General features: G+C 62.4%; 21 protein-coding genes, 1 pseudogene and 1 riboswitch. Of the genes and pseudogenes, 11 read left to right on the top strand and 11 right to left on the bottom strand.

Features of this window, described 5'->3' with window-relative positions; all coding sequences use genetic code 11:
* Positions 1-15 precede the first annotated feature (15 nt).
* Positions 16-645: a LysE family translocator gene (locus BLV20_RS28080; RefSeq protein ID WP_092305629.1), complete on the bottom strand. Its 630-nt coding sequence runs from the start codon at positions 643-645 to the stop codon at positions 16-18.
* A gap of 83 nt (positions 646-728) precedes the next feature.
* Here BLV20_RS28080 and BLV20_RS28075 point away from each other — a divergent pair, with 83 nt between their 5' ends.
* The 3 genes from BLV20_RS28075 (at position 729) to BLV20_RS28065 (ending at position 3,573) form a co-directional block, all read left to right on the top strand.
* Positions 729-1,694 carry a 2-hydroxyacid dehydrogenase gene (locus BLV20_RS28075; protein ID WP_092305628.1) on the top strand — a complete coding sequence of 322 codons (966 nt, stop codon included), beginning with the start codon at positions 729-731 and terminating at the stop codon, positions 1,692-1,694.
* Between the two features lie 33 nt (positions 1,695-1,727).
* Positions 1,728-2,726, top strand: a complete 999-nt coding sequence (locus BLV20_RS28070; protein WP_092305627.1) for a class I SAM-dependent methyltransferase — start codon at positions 1,728-1,730, stop codon at positions 2,724-2,726.
* Between the two features lie 51 nt (positions 2,727-2,777).
* Positions 2,778-2,899: riboswitch (yybP-ykoY riboswitch) on the top strand.
* A gap of 89 nt (positions 2,900-2,988) precedes the next feature.
* Positions 2,989-3,573, top strand: coding sequence for a TMEM165/GDT1 family protein (locus BLV20_RS28065; protein ID WP_092305626.1), 585 nt, complete (start codon positions 2,989-2,991; stop codon positions 3,571-3,573).
* Positions 3,574-3,698: 125 nt separating this feature from the next.
* Here the strand turns inward: BLV20_RS28065 and BLV20_RS28060 are convergent, their stop codons facing one another.
* Positions 3,699-4,514, bottom strand: coding sequence for a M48 family metallopeptidase (locus tag BLV20_RS28060; protein WP_092305625.1), 816 nt, complete (start codon positions 4,512-4,514; stop codon positions 3,699-3,701).
* Between the two features lie 168 nt (positions 4,515-4,682).
* On the opposite strand from BLV20_RS28060, the pseudogene BLV20_RS32185 reads away from it, so the two are divergent.
* Both BLV20_RS32185 and BLV20_RS32180 read left to right on the top strand, forming a co-directional pair.
* Positions 4,683-6,071: pseudogene (locus BLV20_RS32185) on the top strand (HAMP domain-containing protein); the annotation flags it as partial.
* 12 nt (positions 6,072-6,083) lie between these two features.
* Positions 6,084-6,926 carry a methyl-accepting chemotaxis protein gene (locus tag BLV20_RS32180; RefSeq protein WP_371356879.1) on the top strand — a complete coding sequence of 281 codons (843 nt, stop codon included), beginning with the start codon at positions 6,084-6,086 and terminating at the stop codon, positions 6,924-6,926.
* Positions 6,927-7,115: 189 nt separating this feature from the next.
* Here the strand turns inward: BLV20_RS32180 and BLV20_RS28050 are convergent, their stop codons facing one another.
* From BLV20_RS28050 to BLV20_RS28040, 3 genes are read right to left on the bottom strand one after another with little or no spacing between them, the layout of a single operon-like run.
* Positions 7,116-7,736: an SOS response-associated peptidase gene (locus BLV20_RS28050; protein WP_092305623.1), complete on the bottom strand. Its 621-nt coding sequence runs from the start codon at positions 7,734-7,736 to the stop codon at positions 7,116-7,118.
* Between the two features lie 34 nt (positions 7,737-7,770).
* On the bottom strand, positions 7,771-8,031 hold the full coding sequence (locus BLV20_RS28045; protein ID WP_092305622.1) for a putative signal transducing protein: 261 nt from the start codon (positions 8,029-8,031) through the stop codon (positions 7,771-7,773).
* A gap of 10 nt (positions 8,032-8,041) precedes the next feature.
* A complete protein-coding gene (locus BLV20_RS28040; protein ID WP_007928395.1) occupies positions 8,042-8,224 on the bottom strand; it encodes a CPXCG motif-containing cysteine-rich protein in 183 nt (60 codons plus the stop codon).
* Between the two features lie 139 nt (positions 8,225-8,363).
* Here BLV20_RS28040 and BLV20_RS28035 point away from each other — a divergent pair, with 139 nt between their 5' ends.
* Positions 8,364-9,533: a 1-acyl-sn-glycerol-3-phosphate acyltransferase gene (locus tag BLV20_RS28035; RefSeq protein WP_092305621.1), complete on the top strand. Its 1,170-nt coding sequence runs from the start codon at positions 8,364-8,366 to the stop codon at positions 9,531-9,533.
* Positions 9,534-9,615: 82 nt separating this feature from the next.
* Here BLV20_RS28035 and BLV20_RS28030 read toward each other — a convergent pair whose 3' ends face one another.
* A complete protein-coding gene (locus BLV20_RS28030) occupies positions 9,616-9,903 on the bottom strand; it encodes a hypothetical protein (protein WP_092305620.1) in 288 nt (95 codons plus the stop codon).
* Between the two features lie 187 nt (positions 9,904-10,090).
* Between BLV20_RS28030 and BLV20_RS28025 the strand changes: the two genes are divergently transcribed.
* A complete protein-coding gene (locus BLV20_RS28025) occupies positions 10,091-10,297 on the top strand; it encodes a hypothetical protein (protein WP_009050770.1) in 207 nt (68 codons plus the stop codon).
* Between the two features lie 133 nt (positions 10,298-10,430).
* On the opposite strand, the gene BLV20_RS28020 is transcribed toward BLV20_RS28025, so the two are convergent.
* On the bottom strand, positions 10,431-11,015 hold the full coding sequence (locus BLV20_RS28020; protein WP_009050771.1) for a YajG family lipoprotein: 585 nt from the start codon (positions 11,013-11,015) through the stop codon (positions 10,431-10,433).
* Between the two features lie 206 nt (positions 11,016-11,221).
* On the opposite strand from BLV20_RS28020, the gene BLV20_RS28015 reads away from it, so the two are divergent.
* Positions 11,222-11,455, top strand: a complete 234-nt coding sequence (locus BLV20_RS28015) for a hypothetical protein (RefSeq protein WP_092305619.1) — start codon at positions 11,222-11,224, stop codon at positions 11,453-11,455.
* A gap of 735 nt (positions 11,456-12,190) precedes the next feature.
* Positions 12,191-13,702: a malate dehydrogenase (quinone) gene (gene mqo / locus BLV20_RS28010; RefSeq protein ID WP_092305618.1), complete on the top strand. Its 1,512-nt coding sequence runs from the start codon at positions 12,191-12,193 to the stop codon at positions 13,700-13,702.
* A 90-nt stretch (positions 13,703-13,792) separates the two neighbouring features.
* On the opposite strand, the gene BLV20_RS28005 is transcribed toward mqo, so the two are convergent.
* From BLV20_RS28005 to BLV20_RS27990, 4 genes are all read right to left on the bottom strand, one after another.
* Positions 13,793-14,080: a PA4642 family protein gene (locus tag BLV20_RS28005; RefSeq protein WP_092305617.1), complete on the bottom strand. Its 288-nt coding sequence runs from the start codon at positions 14,078-14,080 to the stop codon at positions 13,793-13,795.
* Positions 14,081-14,143: 63 nt separating this feature from the next.
* Positions 14,144-14,629, bottom strand: coding sequence for a hypothetical protein (locus BLV20_RS28000; RefSeq protein WP_092305616.1), 486 nt, complete (start codon positions 14,627-14,629; stop codon positions 14,144-14,146).
* Between the two features lie 84 nt (positions 14,630-14,713).
* Positions 14,714-15,187 carry a WbuC family cupin fold metalloprotein gene (locus BLV20_RS27995; protein WP_092305615.1) on the bottom strand — a complete coding sequence of 158 codons (474 nt, stop codon included), beginning with the start codon at positions 15,185-15,187 and terminating at the stop codon, positions 14,714-14,716.
* A gap of 3 nt (positions 15,188-15,190) precedes the next feature.
* On the bottom strand, positions 15,191-15,748 hold the full coding sequence (locus BLV20_RS27990) for a hypoxanthine-guanine phosphoribosyltransferase (RefSeq protein WP_092305614.1): 558 nt from the start codon (positions 15,746-15,748) through the stop codon (positions 15,191-15,193).
* A gap of 166 nt (positions 15,749-15,914) precedes the next feature.
* Between BLV20_RS27990 and upp the strand changes: the two genes are divergently transcribed.
* Positions 15,915-16,553: a uracil phosphoribosyltransferase gene (gene upp / locus BLV20_RS27985; RefSeq protein WP_075121638.1), complete on the top strand. Its 639-nt coding sequence runs from the start codon at positions 15,915-15,917 to the stop codon at positions 16,551-16,553.
* Positions 16,554-16,555: 2 nt separating this feature from the next.
* Complete coding sequence (locus tag BLV20_RS27980; RefSeq protein ID WP_092305613.1) at positions 16,556-17,830, top strand: uracil-xanthine permease family protein; 1,275 nt, start codon at positions 16,556-16,558, stop codon at positions 17,828-17,830.
* Positions 17,831-17,842 lie beyond the last annotated feature (12 nt).

Raw genomic sequence — 17,842 nt, 5'->3', positions numbered from 1 at the left:
ACGAGAAAGCCGGGCTCAATGCATCTCGGTAAAGGCCAGTTTCACCCCGATGGCGATCAGCACCGCGCCCATGGTGCGGTCGAACCAGTGGCCCATGCGGGCAAAGCCGGCGCGGACTTTCTGCTGGCTGAACAGCAGCGCCACCAGGCAGAACCAGGTCGCCGTCGCCACCGCCAGGTACACGCCGTAACCGGCCTGGATGGCCAGGGGCGTGTGCGGATTGATGACCACGGTGAACAGCGACAGGAAGAACAAGGTTGCCTTCGGGTTCAGGCCGTTGGTCACGAAGCCGGAAGTGAAGGCGCCGCGCGCGGTGCGTTCGCCAGCTTCCAGGTGCAGGTTCTCGGTGGCGGGCTTGGCCGGCTGCGCGCGCAGGGCCTTGTAGCCGATGTACAGCAGGTAACCGGCGGCGGCCCATTTCAGCGCGTTGAACAGCACGATCGACTGCGACACGATCAGGCCGATACCCAGCAGCGAATAGCCCACGTGCAGGAAGATCGCGGTGCCGACACCCAAGGCCGTCCAGGTGCCGGCGCGACGGCCGTGGGTCACGCTTTCGCGCACCACGACGGCGAAATCCGGGCCCGGGCTGGCCACCGCGAGCAGGTGAATAAGGGCGACGGTCAAGAACTCGGCGAGGTACATGGACACTCCTGTGTATCTAATTATTTCATCTGATAGGCTCGGCAGATTACGCCTTCAGACCCCTCGTGCAAAAGGTACAGTTGATGACTAACAATCGCCGCGCCGTCTTCCTCGACCACAGCTCCCTGGATCTCGGCGACCTCGACCTCGGCGTGCTGCGCCAGAGCTTCGGCGAGCTGCAGTTGCATGACCGGACCAGCGCCGAACAGGTCATCGAACGCCTGCAGGGAGCCCAGGTGGCGATCAGCAACAAAGTGCTGCTCAATGCCCAGGCCCTGGCCGCCTGCCCCGAGCTGAAACTGATCCTGGTGGCGGCCACCGGCACCAACAATGTCGACCTGGCCGCCGCCCGCGCCCAGGGCATCATCGTCGCCAATTGCCAGGGCTACGGCACGCCATCGGTGGCGCAACACACCATCATGTTGCTGCTTAACCTGGCCACCCGCCTCGGCGATTACCGCCAGGCAGTCAGCGACGGACGCTGGCAGCAGGCCCGGCAGTTCTGCCTGCTGGACTTTCCGATCGTCGAACTGCAAGGCAAGACCCTGGGCCTGCTGGGCCACGGCGAATTGGGTGGCGCCGTTGCCCGCCTGGCCGAGGCCTTCGGCATGCGCGTGCTGCTGGGGCAGATTCCCGGCCGCCCGGCCCGCGCCGACCGCCTGCCGCTGGATGAGTTGCTGCCACAAGTCGACGCGCTGACCTTGCACTGCCCGCTCAACGAACATACCCGGCACTTTATCGGCGCCCGGGAGCTGGCCCTGCTCAAGCCCCAGGCCTTCGTGGTCAACACCGCCCGTGGCGGCCTGATCGACGAGCAGGCCCTGGCCGATGCGCTGCGCAGCGGCCACCTGGGCGGCGCGGCCACCGACGTGTTGAGCGTCGAGCCGCCGACCGCTGGCAACCCGCTGCTGGCCCCGGATATTCCGCGGCTGATCGTGACCCCACACAACGCCTGGGGCAGCCGCGAAGCCCGGCAGCGCATCGTCGGCCAGCTGGCGGAAAACGCCCAGGCGTTTTTCAGCGGTACAGCGCTGCGGGTCGTCAGTTGATAAACTGCGCCCCTTTTTTTCCAGGAGCAGATTATGGATCCGCGCAGTGAAGTACTGCTTCGTCAGGCTGACTTGTTCCAAGGCTCGCTGCTGCTGGCCGGCCTGCCCGCCGATGACCTGCTCGGCCGCCTGCCGGCCGCCCATGGCTGGTGCTGGCATGCCGGCGACCAGGCGGCGCTGGATGCGCGTTTCGCCGGGCGCAGCCATTTTGGCGTCACCGTCCCCGAGCCAGCCTTTGCCAATGCCGTGCTGTTTTTACCCAAATCCAAGGAACTGACCGATTACCTGCTCAACGCCCTCGCCTCGCGCCTGGCCGGGCGCGAGCTGTATCTGGTCGGGGAAAAACGCAGCGGCATCGAACGCGCGGCCAAGCAGCTCAACCCGTTCGGCAAGCCGCGCAAGCTCGACAGCGCGCGCCACTGCCAGCTGTGGCAAGTGACTGTGGACAACGCGCCGCAGGCCGTCACCCTGGAAAGCCTGGCCCAGGAATACGAACTGCCGCTGGCCGAAGGGCCGCTGAAAGTCGTCAGCCTGCCAGGGGTGTTCAGCCATGGCAGGCTGGACCGTGGCAGCGCCCTGTTGCTGGACCACCTGGATAAGCTGCCCAGCGGCCATCTGCTGGATTTCGGCTGTGGCGCCGGGGTCCTGGGCGCGACCATCAAGCGTCGCTACCCGCACAACCAGGTGACCCTGCTCGATGTCGATGCCTTCGCCGCCGCCAGCAGTCGCCTGACCCTGGCCGCCAACGGCCTGGATGCCGAGGTCCTGACCGGTGACGGCATCGATGCCGCGCCCATGGGCCTGAACACCATCCTGACCAACCCGCCGTTCCATGTCGGGGTGCATACGGATTACCAGGCCACGGAAAACCTGCTGCGAAAAGCAGCCAAACATCTGAAAACAGGTGGCGAACTTCGGCTGGTGGCCAACAGCTTCCTGCGTTATCAGCCGCTGATCGAAGAGCATCTTGGCCCTTGTTCGATCAAGGCCGAAGGCCAGGGTTTTCGCATCTACAGCGCCAAGCGCGGCTGAAAACCTTTTGCAAAAGAACGCTTGCCGAATGGATTTTGCCTAGGCAGAATCCGCTCCGTCCTAGGGGAGTAGTCTCCCGCGAGCGCCATGCTCGCCCGGCATGCGTCAACATACTTGATCCTCAGATCATGGCGCATGCGACCCAAGAGTCCGCACAGACGGACCGCAGGGTTTGACAAGACCTATGACACGCACACCTTACCCGGGGCGGGAAGGCTGTACGTGTCATAGCCGTGTCGACCCGCCCCTTAGGAATGCCCTGATGCTGGATTCTCTACTGGTTCCCACCGCGATCGTTGCCTTGGCCGAAATCGGCGACAAGACGCAACTGCTTGCCCTCATTCTCGCTGCGCGCTTTCGCAAACCCTGGCCGATCATCGCCGGCATCGTCGCCGCGACCCTGGCCAACCATGCGGCAGCCGGTGCGGTAGGCGCCTGGTTCGGCAGCTTCTTCTCGGATGCGACCTTGCACTGGATCCTCGCCGCGAGCTTTGCCGCGACCGCGCTCTGGACCCTGGTGCCAGACAAGATGGACGACGACGAAGCCAGTACTGCCCGCAAGTTCGGCCCCTTCCTGACCACGCTGATTGCTTTCTTCCTCGCTGAAATCGGCGACAAGACTCAGATCGCCACCGTCATGCTCGCCGCGCAATACCCAGAGCTGTGGCTGGTCATCATCGGCACCACCGCCGGCATGCTGATCGCCAACGTCCCGGTGGTGCTGGCCGGCAACTTTGCGGCGGATAAACTGCCCCTGACCCTGATCCGTCGCCTCGCGGCCTCGGCGTTTTTCATCCTGGCCATTGTCGCGGTGTACAAGGCCATGCAAAGCAGCGGCTGGTTATAAACGCATCGCCTGCAGGCACTCGGCCTTAAAAACCTGCAGGCACAAAAAAGCCCCGAGTTCGTCGGGGCTTTTTGTACAGCGCTCAGGTCGTTGGCGGCAGTGCCATCAACAACCCCGCCAGCCGGTCAGGGCTTCTTGGCCTGCTGGTACAACGGCATCACTTTCGGAATCGCCGCTTCCAACGAGGAGATACGGCTGCCGGACGCCGGGTGGGTGCTGAGGAATTCAGGTGGCGCGCCTTCGGAGGCCTTGCTCATCTTGTTCCACAGCGTGATGGCCGCGTTCGGGTTGTAGCCGGCGCGAGCCGCCAGTTCCAGGCCGATCAGGTCGGCTTCATTTTCATTGCCGCGGCTGTTGGGCAGGGTCATCAACAGATTCACTCCGTTGTCCCCCAGGGCGACGGCCCCCTGCGGAGCGCCGGCCATCAGCGCCACCTGCTTCAGCGCGTTGACGCCATACGCCTTGGACATGGCCTCACGACCGTGCTCACGCAGGGCGTGGGCGATTTCATGGCCCATGACCGCGGCGATTTCATCGTCGGTCAGCTGCAACTTGTCGATGATCCCGGTGTAGAAAATGATCTTGCCGCCAGGACCGCAGTTGGCGTTGAGCTCATCGTTCTTGATCAGGTTGACTTCCCAATTCCACTGCGCGGAATCCGGACGGAACACCGGGGCCTGGGCAATCAGCCGGTTGGCGATTGCCTGGAGGCGCCTGGCATTGGGGCTGGTCTTGTCCAGCACGTTCTTGCTGCTCGCTTCGCCGATCGTCTGCTGATAGGACTGCGCGTAGGACTGGTTGACCTCATCGGTCGACAGCATGCTGAACATGTATTGCTTGCGATCGACGCCCACAGCGCCACCGCTGGTGGTATTGACCGACTGGCAACCCGACAGCAGCAAAGCAGCGGTGAGTGCACCCAAAACCTGTTTCTTGCTCATGAAAACGCTCCCTGAAAACATGGCGCGTATCCTAGGCTCAGTTGTGTATCGACGCCAGATACAACGGACGTGTAGCACGCGGTTTTCAGATACGGATCGCCGTAGGAAAAAATTCACATCGCGCTCCCCACCGCATCCGGCAGCGGCCGGCAGCTATCCATTTACGACATGGCGCCGAACAAAAAGGTCATTTTTCCGCATCCCGCTCATGGTCCGCCGGGGCCTTGCCGATACAACGGGGCAGACGTCATTCCTGCGTCCGGAGCCCCTATGAAATTCAAGTCGATCCAGTTTTCCGTGGCCGCCCTGGCCGGTGCCATCGTCCTCAGCGTGGTCGTTGCCCTGGTGCTGTACGCCCTGTTCGCCGGTGCCCGGACCCAAGAAATGGTTCAGCAACGAACCCAGGCCCAGTTCGAACAAGTCATCGAGCAACGGCTGGTCGGGCTGGCACAGACCCAGGTCAGCCAGATCCAGCGCGAACTCGAGGCGCCCCTGCTGATCGCCGGCGGGCTGGTGCGGGTCAACGCGCTGATTGGCAGCAAAGGCGCGGACGGCAACCCACAGCTCAATCTCAGCCGTGAACAGTTGATCAACCTGATCAAGGAAAACGTCGCGCAGAACCCGAAGATTCTCGGTGCCTATATAGGCTGGGAAAAAAACGCCATCGACCATAACGACGGCGCCTACGTCGACACCAAGGTGGTGGGTATCGACGCCAGCAACGGGCGTTTCCTGCCGTGGTGGTTCCGCAACGAGGACGGCAGCCTGGGCCTGGACAAGCTGGTGGACGTGGACGACCAGAAACTCCTGTCCACTGGTGTGCGCGCCAGCGAGTACTACCTGTGCTCCAAGGAAAGCAAGAAATCCTGCGTGATCGATCCGGCGCCGTACAAGGTCGGCGACAAAGTCGTCATGCTCGCCTCCTTTATTGAACCCATCCTGCTCGACGGAGCCTTCCAGGGCATTGTCGGCGCCGACCTGTCGGTGAACTTCATCCAGGACATGCTCCTGGGCGCCAACCAGAAGCTCTACAGCGGCGTTGGCGAAATGGCCCTGATCGGCGGCAATGGCCGGCTGGTGGCCTACACCAAGGACCCGAGCAAATTCGGCGAAAAGGTCAGCGATATCCTCGACAGCGAAGAAGTCGCCAAGCTGGGCAACCTCAAGCGCGGCGAAGTGAACTACAGCGTCGACCAGGCCCACGGGCGGATCGAGCTGTACCTGCCGTTCGGCATCGGCCAGACCGACGCCCGCTGGACCCTGATGCTGCAACTGCCGCTGGACGCGGTCATGGCCGACCTGCAAAAACTGCAGAACGACCTGGCTGAACAACGCCAGGCCGACACCTTCGGCATGGCCATGGTCGGCCTGATCATCGCCGGCCTCGGCCTGCTGGTGATCTGGCTGGTGGGCCACGGCATCGCCCGCCCGCTCAAGCAAATGGTCGCCATGCTCGACGATATCGCCCAGGGCGAAGGCGACCTGACTCGCCGCCTGAGCAGCGACCGCGCCGACGAACTGGGCTCGATCGCCAAGGGCTTCAACACTTTCCTGGCCAAGCTGCAGGCGATGATCAGCCAGGTGGTGACCTCGGTGCAGAGCGTCAGCGACTCCTCCGAACACACCGCCGATATCGCCATTCGCACCAACCAGGGGGTGCACAAGCAGATGGCCGAGATCGACCAGGTGGCCACCGCCGTGCATGAAATGACCGCCACCGCCCAGGACGTGGCCCGTAACGCGACCCAGGCCGCGCAAGCCGCCAACCATGCCGACCAGGCCGCCAGCCAGGGCATGCGGATCGTGCGCGACACCTCGACCGCCATCGGCGCGCTGGCCGTGGAAATCGGCCGGGCGGTGGGCGTCGTGCAGACCCTGGCCAAGGACAGCGAGAACATCAATGCGATCCTGATCGCCATTCGCGGCATCGCCGAACAGACCAACCTGCTGGCCCTCAACGCGGCCATCGAAGCCGCCCGCGCCGGCGAGCAGGGACGCGGCTTTGCCGTGGTCGCCGACGAAGTCCGCAACCTGGCGCAGAAGACCCAGCAGGCGACCGAAGAAATCCAGTCGATGATCCAGCAATTGCAGCAAGGCACCCGCGATGTGGTGCGGGTCATGGAAGACAGCCAGAACCGCACCGACGAAAGCGTGCAGCACGCGGCAAAAGCGGCCGAGGCCCTGGAAACCATCACGCAGGCGGTGTCGGTGATCAATGACATGAACACCCAGATCGCCAGCGCCGCCGAAGAGCAGAGCGCCGTCGCCGAGGACATCAACCGCAACGTGATCAATATCGGCCAGGTGGCCAATGAAGTGGCCGGCGGCGCCGATGAATCCAGCGCGGCCAGTGCCGGTCTGACCAAGCTGGCCGAGCAGCAGCGACGCCTGATCAATCAGTTCAAGGTGTAACGGCCTGGCCTGCACCAACGCTCGAGGTCCTGCGGACCTTGCGCAGCCTTCGGCAGCGGCTACAGGGGTTGCGGCGCGATTCAAGAGCCCGGCACGGACTCTGTAGCCGCTGCCGCAGGCTGCGATCGAGCTGGGCGGCACTCCGTGCGAAGCGCTCGCCGAATCAGGCCACGCGATTCAGGGACGGCTTCAACCTGGGGTCAGGCATTCCGGGGCGTTGAGCTTCGGGTCGTTCACCAGGTTGGCCAGCACCCGCTCGCGCAAGGCCGCCGGCGGACTGGCCAGCAAGGCTTGCAGCACCGGCAACGGCGTTTGCGGGTCGAGCCAGGCTTCCTGGCCCTGGGCATCGAGGATCAATGGCCGACGCTGGCTGGCTGCCGGCTGGGTGACCACCGCGGTGCTCAGCCAGACCTGCTCCTGCACCGGATAGGCTTCCCAGATCGCCGCGAAGAACAGTGACGAGCCCTCCCCCGGCGTCAGCCAGTACGGGCGCTTGCGGGTGCCACCGCGCCATTCGTAGAAACCGTTGGCCGGCAGCAGGCAACGGCGCTGGCGAAAGGCTTCGCGAAACATCGGCTGTTCGGCCAGGGTTTCGGCACGGGCATGGGCGGGGGTGCGCGACAGGTCGGTCAGCCAGGGCGGCGTCAGGCCCCAGCGGGCGCGGGCGAGGTTGCGCTGGCCGTCGCTGCTGCGCAGGATCAGCACCGAATCGTTGGGCGAAATGTTCCACTGCGCCTGCTGGTCCGCCGGAAATCCGGGCAAGGCGGCAAACGCTGGGTTCCAACGAAACAGGGCATAACGTCCACACATGGGGCAAGCAACTCTCGGAAAATCGGCGGCCAGCCTAACAGATCAGCACACCGGCAGGATCGACCGGTTCATCGCCGGGCATCGGCAGCGCGGCATTGTAGGCGGCGATCAGCTCCCGGGCCTGTTGCGCCTGGTCGTTATCCACCGCCAGGGCCAGCAGGCCGGACATCGGCAGCTCGCCGGTACCGCCCAGCAGGTCCCGCCCCACCAGATGCGCCTCGACGCCCTCGCTGGCCAGCATGCGCTGGAGCAATTCCCCTTCCAGCAGGTTTTCCGGCTCGTAGATTCGCTGCATAGGCCTCCCGTCACTCGTTTTCGCTGCGCACGTCGAGCATCCATTCCTGACCGTCGGTCTGCAGGGTGAACACAATGGGCCGGCAACAGACCGGACAATCCTCGATGTACTGCTGATCGCCGCCGGACAGGTCCAGCACGGCCTCGGCTTCTTCACCGCAGTAGGGACATTGATAGCGCTCGGTTTCCAGCATCGCGGCCTCCGGAGTGACTTGTGCGTATAATCGCCGGTCTATTTGCAGGGCTATTGAGATCCGAGCTTACTTTTCGGACCGCGCCCGGCTATTTTTCGATCCAAACCTTTTCCTACCTAGCCGTTTCCAACAAGAGAGCATGATGGGCGAATTCGATGCCATCCGACCTTACGACGACAGTGAAGTACCAGCGGTGCTGGCTCGACTGCTCGGCGACAAGGCGTTTCTAGATATCCTCACCCACTTCCGCTTCCCGCGCTTTGCCGGCGCCTTCGGCTGGCTGCTCAAACCACTTATAGCTCATCGGCTGCGTCGTGAGTTCGCCGCGGTCACTTCGGTGGCGACGCTGCAGGACAAGGTCGAGTTCTACGTCGACCACACCATTGAACGAGCCACCGACGGCGTGACCTACACCGGCGTCGAGCAATTCAAATCCGGCAGCGCCTACCTGTTCATCGCCAACCACCGCGACATCGTGATGGACCCGGCCTTCGTCAATTACGCCGTGTATCACGCCGGCTTGCCGACCCCGCGCATCGCCATCGGCGACAACCTGCTGCAAAAGCCCTTTGTCAGCGACCTGATGCGCCTGAACAAGAGCTTCATCGTGCACCGCTCGATCACCGGGCGCCGGGAAAAGATGGCCGCCTACCAGTTGCTGTCGGCCTACATCAACCACTCGATCCGCAACGATTGCGCGTCGATCTGGATTGCCCAGGCCGAAGGTCGGGCCAAGGACGGCGACGACCGTACCGAATCGGCAATCCTCAAGATGTTCCACATGAGCCGCAAGGACGAGCCGTTCGGCGAAGTCATCCAGTCGCTGAACCTGACCCCGGTCTCGATCAGCTACGAATATGACCCTTGCGACCAGGCCAAGGCCCGCGAGCTGTACATCCGCGCGACCACCGGCAGCTACACCAAGGCGCCCGGCGAGGACGACATCAGCATCGCCAAGGGCATCACCGGCTATAAAGGCCGGGTCCACGTGAACTTTGCCGCGCCGATCACCGAGTACTTCGAGGACACCAAGCAATTGGCGGTGGAGATGGACCGGCAGATTCTCGGCGGCTATCGCCTGTTCCCGGTGCATTACCTGGCCTACGCCCAATGGGCCGATGCCGACCCGGCGTTGCAGGTGCCGACGGCGGACCAGGTGTTCCCGGCGGACGAACTGGCCAAGGCCCAGGAAGAATGGCAACGACGCCTGGACGCCTGCCCCGAGGAGCATCGTCCGTACCTGGTGTTGCAATATGCGACGCCAGTGCGCAATCAGTATCGGGTCAAGGCGGGGCTGGCCTTGCCATAAGGCTTATTGCCCAAACGACAACGGCGCCTGCGGGCGCCGTTGTCGTTGCTGGGGCGGGCTCGCGAAGGCGAGCGCACGGCCATCAGAACCGGGTGCTGATCCAGGACACCAGCAGTGCCAACCCCAGGCAGGCAAAACCGAAGCGGTAGAAAAACCGGTTCATGCGCACGGTCGCATCGTCCAGCGCCCGCGCCTGCAGCGTCCGGGAGCGGGACTCCCCCTGGGAGGCCAGATTGGCCAGGGCGCGCTGCTCACGGCGTCGGGTCGCGTGCAACAACCAGCTACCGGGAAAGGCGAACAGCAAGGCAAGAATATTGATCAGCTTGGCGGGGTGGGCGCTGAACAGCGACCAGATCAGTTGCAGCGACATCACGAACCTCAGAATGAAACCGGATAACGAGCCCTGGCGACTCGCGGCGCGGATTCTACCCAAAGGCCCACTTTCTGCCTGGGCTTTCCGACAAATAACAGGCGCTGGCCGGTTAATTCGCCCTGTCATACGTTCGTCATCTAAACAGGCCAGTCTGGCGCCCCTCGAAACCGACACGGAGCTTGTCATGTTGCATGCAGAAAACCAGGATCGCCTCTACCTGATCGCGCCCAGTGACGAACAGGAAGCTTTGGTCGGCGGCCTGGCCTTCAACGTCCAGGACCGCCACTGGCTGGTGTACTGCGCCCTCGGCGGGCATCAACATGCGGACCTGCCGGAAACCGACCTGCTGACGGGGGTCAGCGTGCTGGATTTTTACGTCGAGGCGGCGTGAGGCCAGACTCGAAACAAATCGACAGCCAATAAAAAGCCCGGCTTCTGTGGAAGCCGGGCTTTTTTGTGTACAGCGCCGAAGCCGTCAAGCAAGGCCCTTCGGGCCTTATCGCAGCCTGCGGCAGCGGCTACCATCATTCGCCGAGTATCTGGCCGATGCTCGGGTCCTTGAACAGGCGGGTCAAGGCATCGCTGAGGACGTCGCTGACCAGCTTGGTGTTGGTTTCCTGGTTCGGCGCCATGCCGAAACGCTGGTCCAGGGAAGCGCCATAGCGACCGCTGTAACGGCGGTTGGCGTTCTGCACATCGGAGCGGAAGGTCGCGCCGATGGTGGCCTCGGTCACATACAGGCCTTCCTTGGGCGACTGATACTTCAGCTCGGTCAGGGTCACGGTCAGTTGCGGAGCATTCAGCGCGTTGGCGGTCGGGGTAAAGCCCAGCAGGCGTACCGCGGCTTCGGCCTGGGCCTGCAGCTTCGGCAGGATCTGCGCGCCCTGGACGGTAATCGCACTGGTTTCAGGGTAAAGCCCGCCACGGGTACCCAGGGTTGGCGACGGACGGCCATCGACCACTTTCACGACCACCGGCTGGCCATGGCCGACCGGCGCAAGCTGAGTGGTGAGCTTCGGTTCCGGGCTCAGTTGTTGCGGGCTATGGGCGCAACCAGCCAGCGTCAAACTGGTCACAGTGATCAAACCGAACAACAGGCGTTGCAACATGCTCATTTCTCCAGAAATCAGGCGCAGACAGGTGCGCAGTATAGCGGTGGTCAACAGCCGCTAACCAGCGGCCCAGCGCGAGTCAGTCAGCTTTCAGACAGGTTCGGTACAAGGCGGTTCCTGTAACCTCCCCGTCACACGCGTTACATGGTCATGTAACGCCCAGGCGGCATTCTTCATCGCAACTGCCCAACAGGTACATCGCCATGCATTTGCTCTGGTCCTTGTTCGCTCCGCGCCGCAAATACCGCAGCTTCGCCCTGCTCGATCCGCAAGGCCGCTGCCAGGCTTTCAAGCACTGCCAGGTACCGCCAATGGGCGACGGCTGGGTGGAAGTCGAGGAAATCCGCCTCAATTGGTTGCACCAGCCGCTGCCTTCCAGCGCCCGTGTCAGCCCACGCATTGCCCGCGCCCGGGTGCAACCGATGATGGCCACCTGACCAAAAGCCTAATAAAAGTCATTAAACAGGATCATTTCTGCGCGTTTCTTCGTTACAATCTCCCCCCGATTATAAGGACGTCTCCTGATCGGGCCTCGCAGCATCGCTGACGCATCAGTATCAGCTCCCCCGCATTGCCCACAGAGAGCCGCCCACACAGATCGAGTGAAGCCGGCGTGCTTGCTGTACATCTTGCAAACCAGCGCTTTCCACGTATCTGCAGAGCTGCCATTGCTCGGCCACTGAGCTGTTCGCCCGTTAATGCCACGTATCTTTATGTCGGCATTTCACCCCTCGGGCCGGTGCCAGGCTTGGACAGCCCTTTTTTGAGGTTCACGTCTTCAAAAGAGCGTGAAAAAACGGGTTTTCACAACTTCACAAGAGTGTGGCGAGCAAATGAATAGTTTTGCGTCTGTACAAGCACCATTAACGTCTACAACAGCCCGATTACACAGGACCGAGCACGCCTCAGATACTTGCGCTTGACGCCTGTCCGCTACGGATTTGGTTGCACAAACGGACTCTTGACCATAAGTCGAATTGCCCGCCCTGCCCTGAAATGCGTTCATACGCGGATCAGGCCCGGTTGGTAGCGTCCGTCGAAGTTGCGAAAAATTGCGAAGATTCGGACATGGCGATCCTGGCCATGAGTGACCCGGGGCACATCGTGAACCGCCCCTTAACTCCTGGCAGCTATGCCGTCAATTTGGTGCTGCAGATTTTGGAGACGCGTTAATGGCGCATAACGAAGCAGTAGACGTCGTATTGGTTGGGGCCGGCATCATGAGTGCCACCCTCGCTGTACTGCTCAAAGAACTCGACCCCGCGATCAAGCTGGAAGTCGTCGAGCTGATGGATTCAGGTGCCGCGGAAAGTTCCAACCCGTGGAACAACGCCGGTACCGGCCACGCCGGCCTTTGTGAGCTGAACTACACGCCACAGGCCGCAGACGGTTCCATCGATATCAAGAAAGCCGTGCATATCAACACCCAGTTCGAGGTGTCGAAGCAGTTCTGGTCCTACCTGACCAAGAAAGGCACCTTCGGCTCGTCCAAGTCCTTCATCAGCCCGGTGCCGCACCTGAGCTTCGTCCAGGGCGAAAGCGGTGTGTCCTTCCTGAAGAAACGCTTTGAAGTGCTGAGTAAGCACCACGCTTTCGCGGACATGGAATACACCGAGGACAAGGCTAAGATGGCCGAGTGGATGCCGCTGATGATGCCGGGCCGCCCGGCTGAGGAAGTCCTCGCCGCTACCCGCGTGATCAATGGCACCGACGTCAACTTCGGCGCCCTGACCAACCAGTTGCTCAAGCACCTGACCAGCGCACCCGATGCCCAGGTCAAGTACTGCAAGCGCGTGACCGGCCTGAAGCGCAACAAGGACAACGGCTGGACCGTGAGCATCAAGGACGTCAACAGCGGTAACACCCGTGAAGTCGACGCCAAGTTCGTGTTCCTCGGCGCTGGTGGCGCGGCGCTGCCGCTGCTGCAGGCTTCGGGTATCGAGGAAAGCAAAGGCTTCGGCGGCTTCCCGATCAGCGGCCAGTGGCTGCGCTGCGACAACCCGGAAGTGGTCAAGCACCACCAGGCCAAGGTCTACAGCCAGGCCGCGGTCGGTTCGCCGCCGATGTCCGTGCCGCACCTGGACACCCGCGTGGTCGATGGCAAGAAGTCCCTGCTGTTCGGGCCGTACGCCGGCTTCACCACCAAGTTCCTCAAGCACGGTTCTTTCATGGACCTGCCGATGTCGGTTCGCGCCGGCAATATCGGCCCGATGCTGGCCGTGGCCAAGAACAACATGGACCTGACCAAATACCTGGTCAGCGAAGTGATGCAATCCATGGAGCAGCGCCTGGAATCCCTGCGGCGCTTCTATCCCCTGGCCAAGGCCGAAGACTGGCGCCTGGAAGTGGCCGGTCAGCGGGTGCAGATCATCAAGAAAGATCCGAAGAAAGGCGGCGTGCTGCAGTTCGGCACCGAGCTGGTCGCAGCCAAGGACGGCTCCCTGGCCGCCCTGCTTGGCGCTTCGCCAGGCGCTTCGGTGACCGTCTCAATCATGCTGGAACTGATCGAGCGCTGCTTCCCGAGCAAGGCGAACGGCGAGTGGGCCGGCAAGCTCAAGGAAATCTTCCCGGCCCGTGAAAAGGCCCTGGAAAGCGACGCTGCGCTGTATCACAAGATCAACAGCGAGAACAACGTCAGCCTGGAGCTGGTCGAGCAGAGCAGCGAAGCCGAAAGCTACGCTTAAGCCGCGCTTATGAAAAACGCCCCGCTCTCTTGGAGAACGGGGCGTTTTTTTATGGCTGGCTAAAAACAGCCGCCGCCGGGGCCGCGAGTTTCAGCCGCGGGCTTTTTCGATCAGTTCGATGTAGTCGGCGGCGTTGCGTTGGTCCTGGATCAGGGTCACGAAATCCTTGCCGTGTTCGTCCTTGCCATCCAGGTCGTAGCCGGCCTCGACGAAGAACACCAGAAAGCGCTCGAAATCGTCGATACGCAGGCCACGGTAGGCCTTGATCAGCTTGTGCAGGGACGGCGAAGTGGCGTCGACCGGCTCGAAATCGAGGAACAGTTTGATCTGCGCATCGCCGATCTCGTCACCAATCACTTGTTTCTTATCTTTACGCATTGCCGACTCCAGCTCGCAGACATTTCACGGGGCAGGCAGTTTACCCCCAGGCCGCGTCAGGCCTCAACGCGAGCGTACGGCGCCAGTATGCAGGTCGGCCCAGATGTGGCCGTTGGCGTAACTGAGGAACTGGCAATACACCGTGTCGTTGCGCAACAGGTCCATCACTACCCGGTACTGGGCCAACGGATAGAACAGGGTGAGGGTCTTGCTCTTGTCATCGAACAGCGGTTTTTTCAGGCTTTTGCTCTCGCCGTCGAAATTCACCAGCACCTGGCTGATGGTCGCCCCCTTGTTCAGCGGCTTGCCCTTGAGGCGAATCAACAGCGGCGAGGTGACCGGGATCGGTTGCTGGTTGGATTGACGCTGGTTGCCGATAACCACCGAGTATTCGGTGACCTGCAACAACTGTTGCTGCTCGGGAGCGGCCTGCCGCAGGGCCAGGTCATCGGGGGGCAGGAACTGCGCATGCATGGGCGCCGGGGCGGCAGCCAGGGGCAGGCTCAGGATCAGCAGACAGGCCGCGCAACCGCGAATCAAAAGGCTCATGACAGGCTCCAGACACAAGGCCTGGCACTCTAGCATGGGTCAGGAAAGATTTTGCGCGGCCAGCGCTTGGCGCGAGGATGGCGCTCAGTCGAACTGCGCGCGCATCCAGGCCTGGTATTGGGCCACGCCAGGCTCACCCTCACGGGGCGCCCAGTCGGCCAGTTCGCCGTCGCCAACCGGACGATAAGGCCCGGCCTTGCATTCGAACATCAGGCTATCGGGCTCAAGCACCACCAGGCCGTGGTAGACCCCGACCGGCAGGTCGACGCCCATGCAATCACCGCCCGCCTGCAGTACACGTTTTTCCAGCACCTGACCGGCGTCGTCGAAAATCAGCAAGCCCAGGCGCCCCTTGAGCACCAGCAGGGTCTCGGCTTTGTCGTCGCTCAGGTGGCGATGAGGCGGGACGTAGGTGGATGGCTGCAGCCCGACCGCCATGCGATGGCAAGGCTCCTGCATCTGATGGAAGTTGTGGTGGTGGCGACCACGAGGGCTGGCCGAGGCCTTTTCAGCCAGTTCGGCAAACAGCGACTGATCGAGAAAGCTCGGCCCCTTCATGATTTACATCCCCTTGACGGCAAAGATGCCGGCAGCGTTACGCCAGTAGCCCTTGTAGTCCATGCCGTAACCGAAGATGTAACGGTCTACGCAAGGCAGGCCGACGTAATCGGCTTTCAGGTCGGGACGGGCCTTGCGGTCGTGGTCCTTGTCGATCAGCACGGCGGTGTGCACTGCACGGGCGCCGGCGTGTTTGCAGAAGTCGATGATCGCACCCAGGGTATGACCTTCGTCGAGGATGTCGTCGATAATCAGCACGTCACGGTCGATGAAGGACACTTCCGGCTTGGATTTCCAGAACAGCTCGCCGCCGCTGGTTTCGTTGCGATAGCGGGTGGCGTGCAGGTAGGAAGCTTCCAGCGGGAACTTGAGGTGGGTCAGCAGCTTGCCGGAGAAGATCAGGCCACCGTTCATTACACAGAAAACCACCGGATTGCGCTCCGCCAGCTCTTCATTGATTTGTGCACCGACTCGGGCGATGGCCGCCTCGACCTCAGCTTCGGTGTACAGGCAGTCAGCCTCGCGCATGATTTGACGGATATGCTCGAGATCAGCGGACATGGCGCTCTCCAGGGGGGTGGCAGTTTCGGAAAAGCGAGCAAAGGTACGCATCCAGCCCGGTCAGATCAAGCGTTTCTGGACTAACGTACTTAGATGTCTATAGGACAACACCCTCGGATAGATTAATCTAGGCCGGTTTTTTTGCCCGCCGCCGGAGCCTTTCCCTATGCCCATCCGTGAGATCCGCCATCCGCTGATCCGACACAAACTTGGCCTTATGCGCCGCGCCGACATCAGCACCAAGAACTTTCGCGAGCTCGCTCAGGAAGTCGGTGCCCTGCTGACGTACGAAGCCACCAAAGACCTGCCGCTTGAGTCCTATGAAATTCCGGGCTGGTGCGGCCCCGTGCAGGTCGAGAAAATCGCCGGCAAGAAGATCACCGTGGTGCCTATCCTGCGCGCCGGTATCGGCATGCTCGAAGGCGTGCTCAGCCTGATCCCGGGCGCCAAGGTCAGTGCCGTGGGCGTGGCCCGCAACGAGGAAACCCTGCAGGCGCACACCTACCTGGAAAAACTGGTTCCGGAAATCGACGAGCGCCTGGCGATGATCATCGACCCGATGCTCGCCACCGGCAGCTCCATGGTCGCGACCATCGACCTGTTGAAAAAGGCAGGCTGCAAGGACATCCGCGCCATGGTCCTGGTGGCTGCTCCCGAAGGCATCGACGCCGTCGAGAAAGCGCATCCGGACGTGACGATCTACACCGCGTCCATCGACCAGAAACTCAACGAGCACGGCTACATCATCCCGGGCCTGGGCGATGCCGGCGACAAGATCTTCGGCACCAAGCAGAAGGACGCTTGAGCATGCAGGATGAGTTCAACGATCCGCTCTGGCGCCAGGTGCTGTCTGGCGCGCAGATGCTCTTCGTGGCCTTTGGCGCGTTGGTGTTGATGCCGCTGATCACCGGTCTCGACCCCAACGTGGCGCTGTTCACGGCGGGTCTCGGGACTCTGCTGTTCCAGCTCGTGACCGGGCGCCAGGTGCCAGTGTTCCTGGCGTCCAGTTTTGCCTTCATCACGCCGATCATTCTCGCCAAGGGCCAGTTCGGCCTGGCCGCGACCATGGGCGGGGTAATGGCGGCCGGCTTCGTCTACACCTTCCTGGGCCTGGCGGTGAAGATCAAGGGCACCGGGTTCATCGACCGGCTGCTGCCGCCGGTGGTAATCGGCCCGGTGATCATTTCCATCGGCCTGGCCATGGCCCCGATCGCCGCCAACATGGCGATGGGCAAGGCCGGCGATGGCAGCGAGCTGATTCATTACCAGACGGCGATGATGATCTCCATGCCTGCGCTGCTGACCACCCTGATCGTCGCGGTGTTCGGCAAAGGCATCTTCCGCCTGGTGCCGATCATCTCCGGGGTGCTGGTGGGCTTTGCCCTGTCGTTCTATTTCGGCGTGGTCGATACCGCGAAGATCGCCGCGGCGCCCTGGCTGGCCCTGCCGCACTTCACCGCGCCGGAGTTCAACTGGCAGGCGATCCTGTTCATCGTTCCCGTGGCCCTGGCCCCTGCCATCGAGCATATCGGCGGGGTGATCGCGGTCGGCAGCGTGACCGGTCGCGACTACCTGAAGAAGCCCGGCCTGCATCGCACCCTGCTCGGTGACGGCATTGCCACCACCGCTGCCGGTATGTTCGGCGGCCCGCCCAACACCACCTACGCCGAAGTGACCGGCGCGGTGATGCTGACCAAGAACTACAACCCGAAAATCATGACCTGGGCGGCGATCTTTGCCATCAGCCTGGCGTTTATCGGCAAGTTCGGTGCGCTGCTGCAAAGCATCCCGGTACCGGTGATGGGCGGGATTCTCTGCCTGTTGTTCGGCTCGATCGCCGCGGTGGGCATGAACACCCTGATCCGCCACAAGATCGACCTGGGCGAAGCGCGCAATCTGGTGATCGTCTCGGTAACCCTGGTGTTCGGGATTGGCGGGGTGTTGATCGGTACCGGTACCGGCCCGGACGACTTCGGCCTGAAAGGAATCGCCCTGTGCGCCATCGTCGCCATTGCGCTGAACCTGATCCTGCCGGGCAACGATGGCTGGAAGAACAAGAAGGCTGAGGAACCGCTGATCTAAGATCGGCGTCAA

Source organism: Pseudomonas sp. NFIX28 (genome assembly GCF_900107395.1).
Classification (GTDB): domain Bacteria; phylum Pseudomonadota; class Gammaproteobacteria; order Pseudomonadales; family Pseudomonadaceae; genus Aquipseudomonas.
This window is presented reverse-complemented; position numbering and strand designations above follow the sequence as displayed.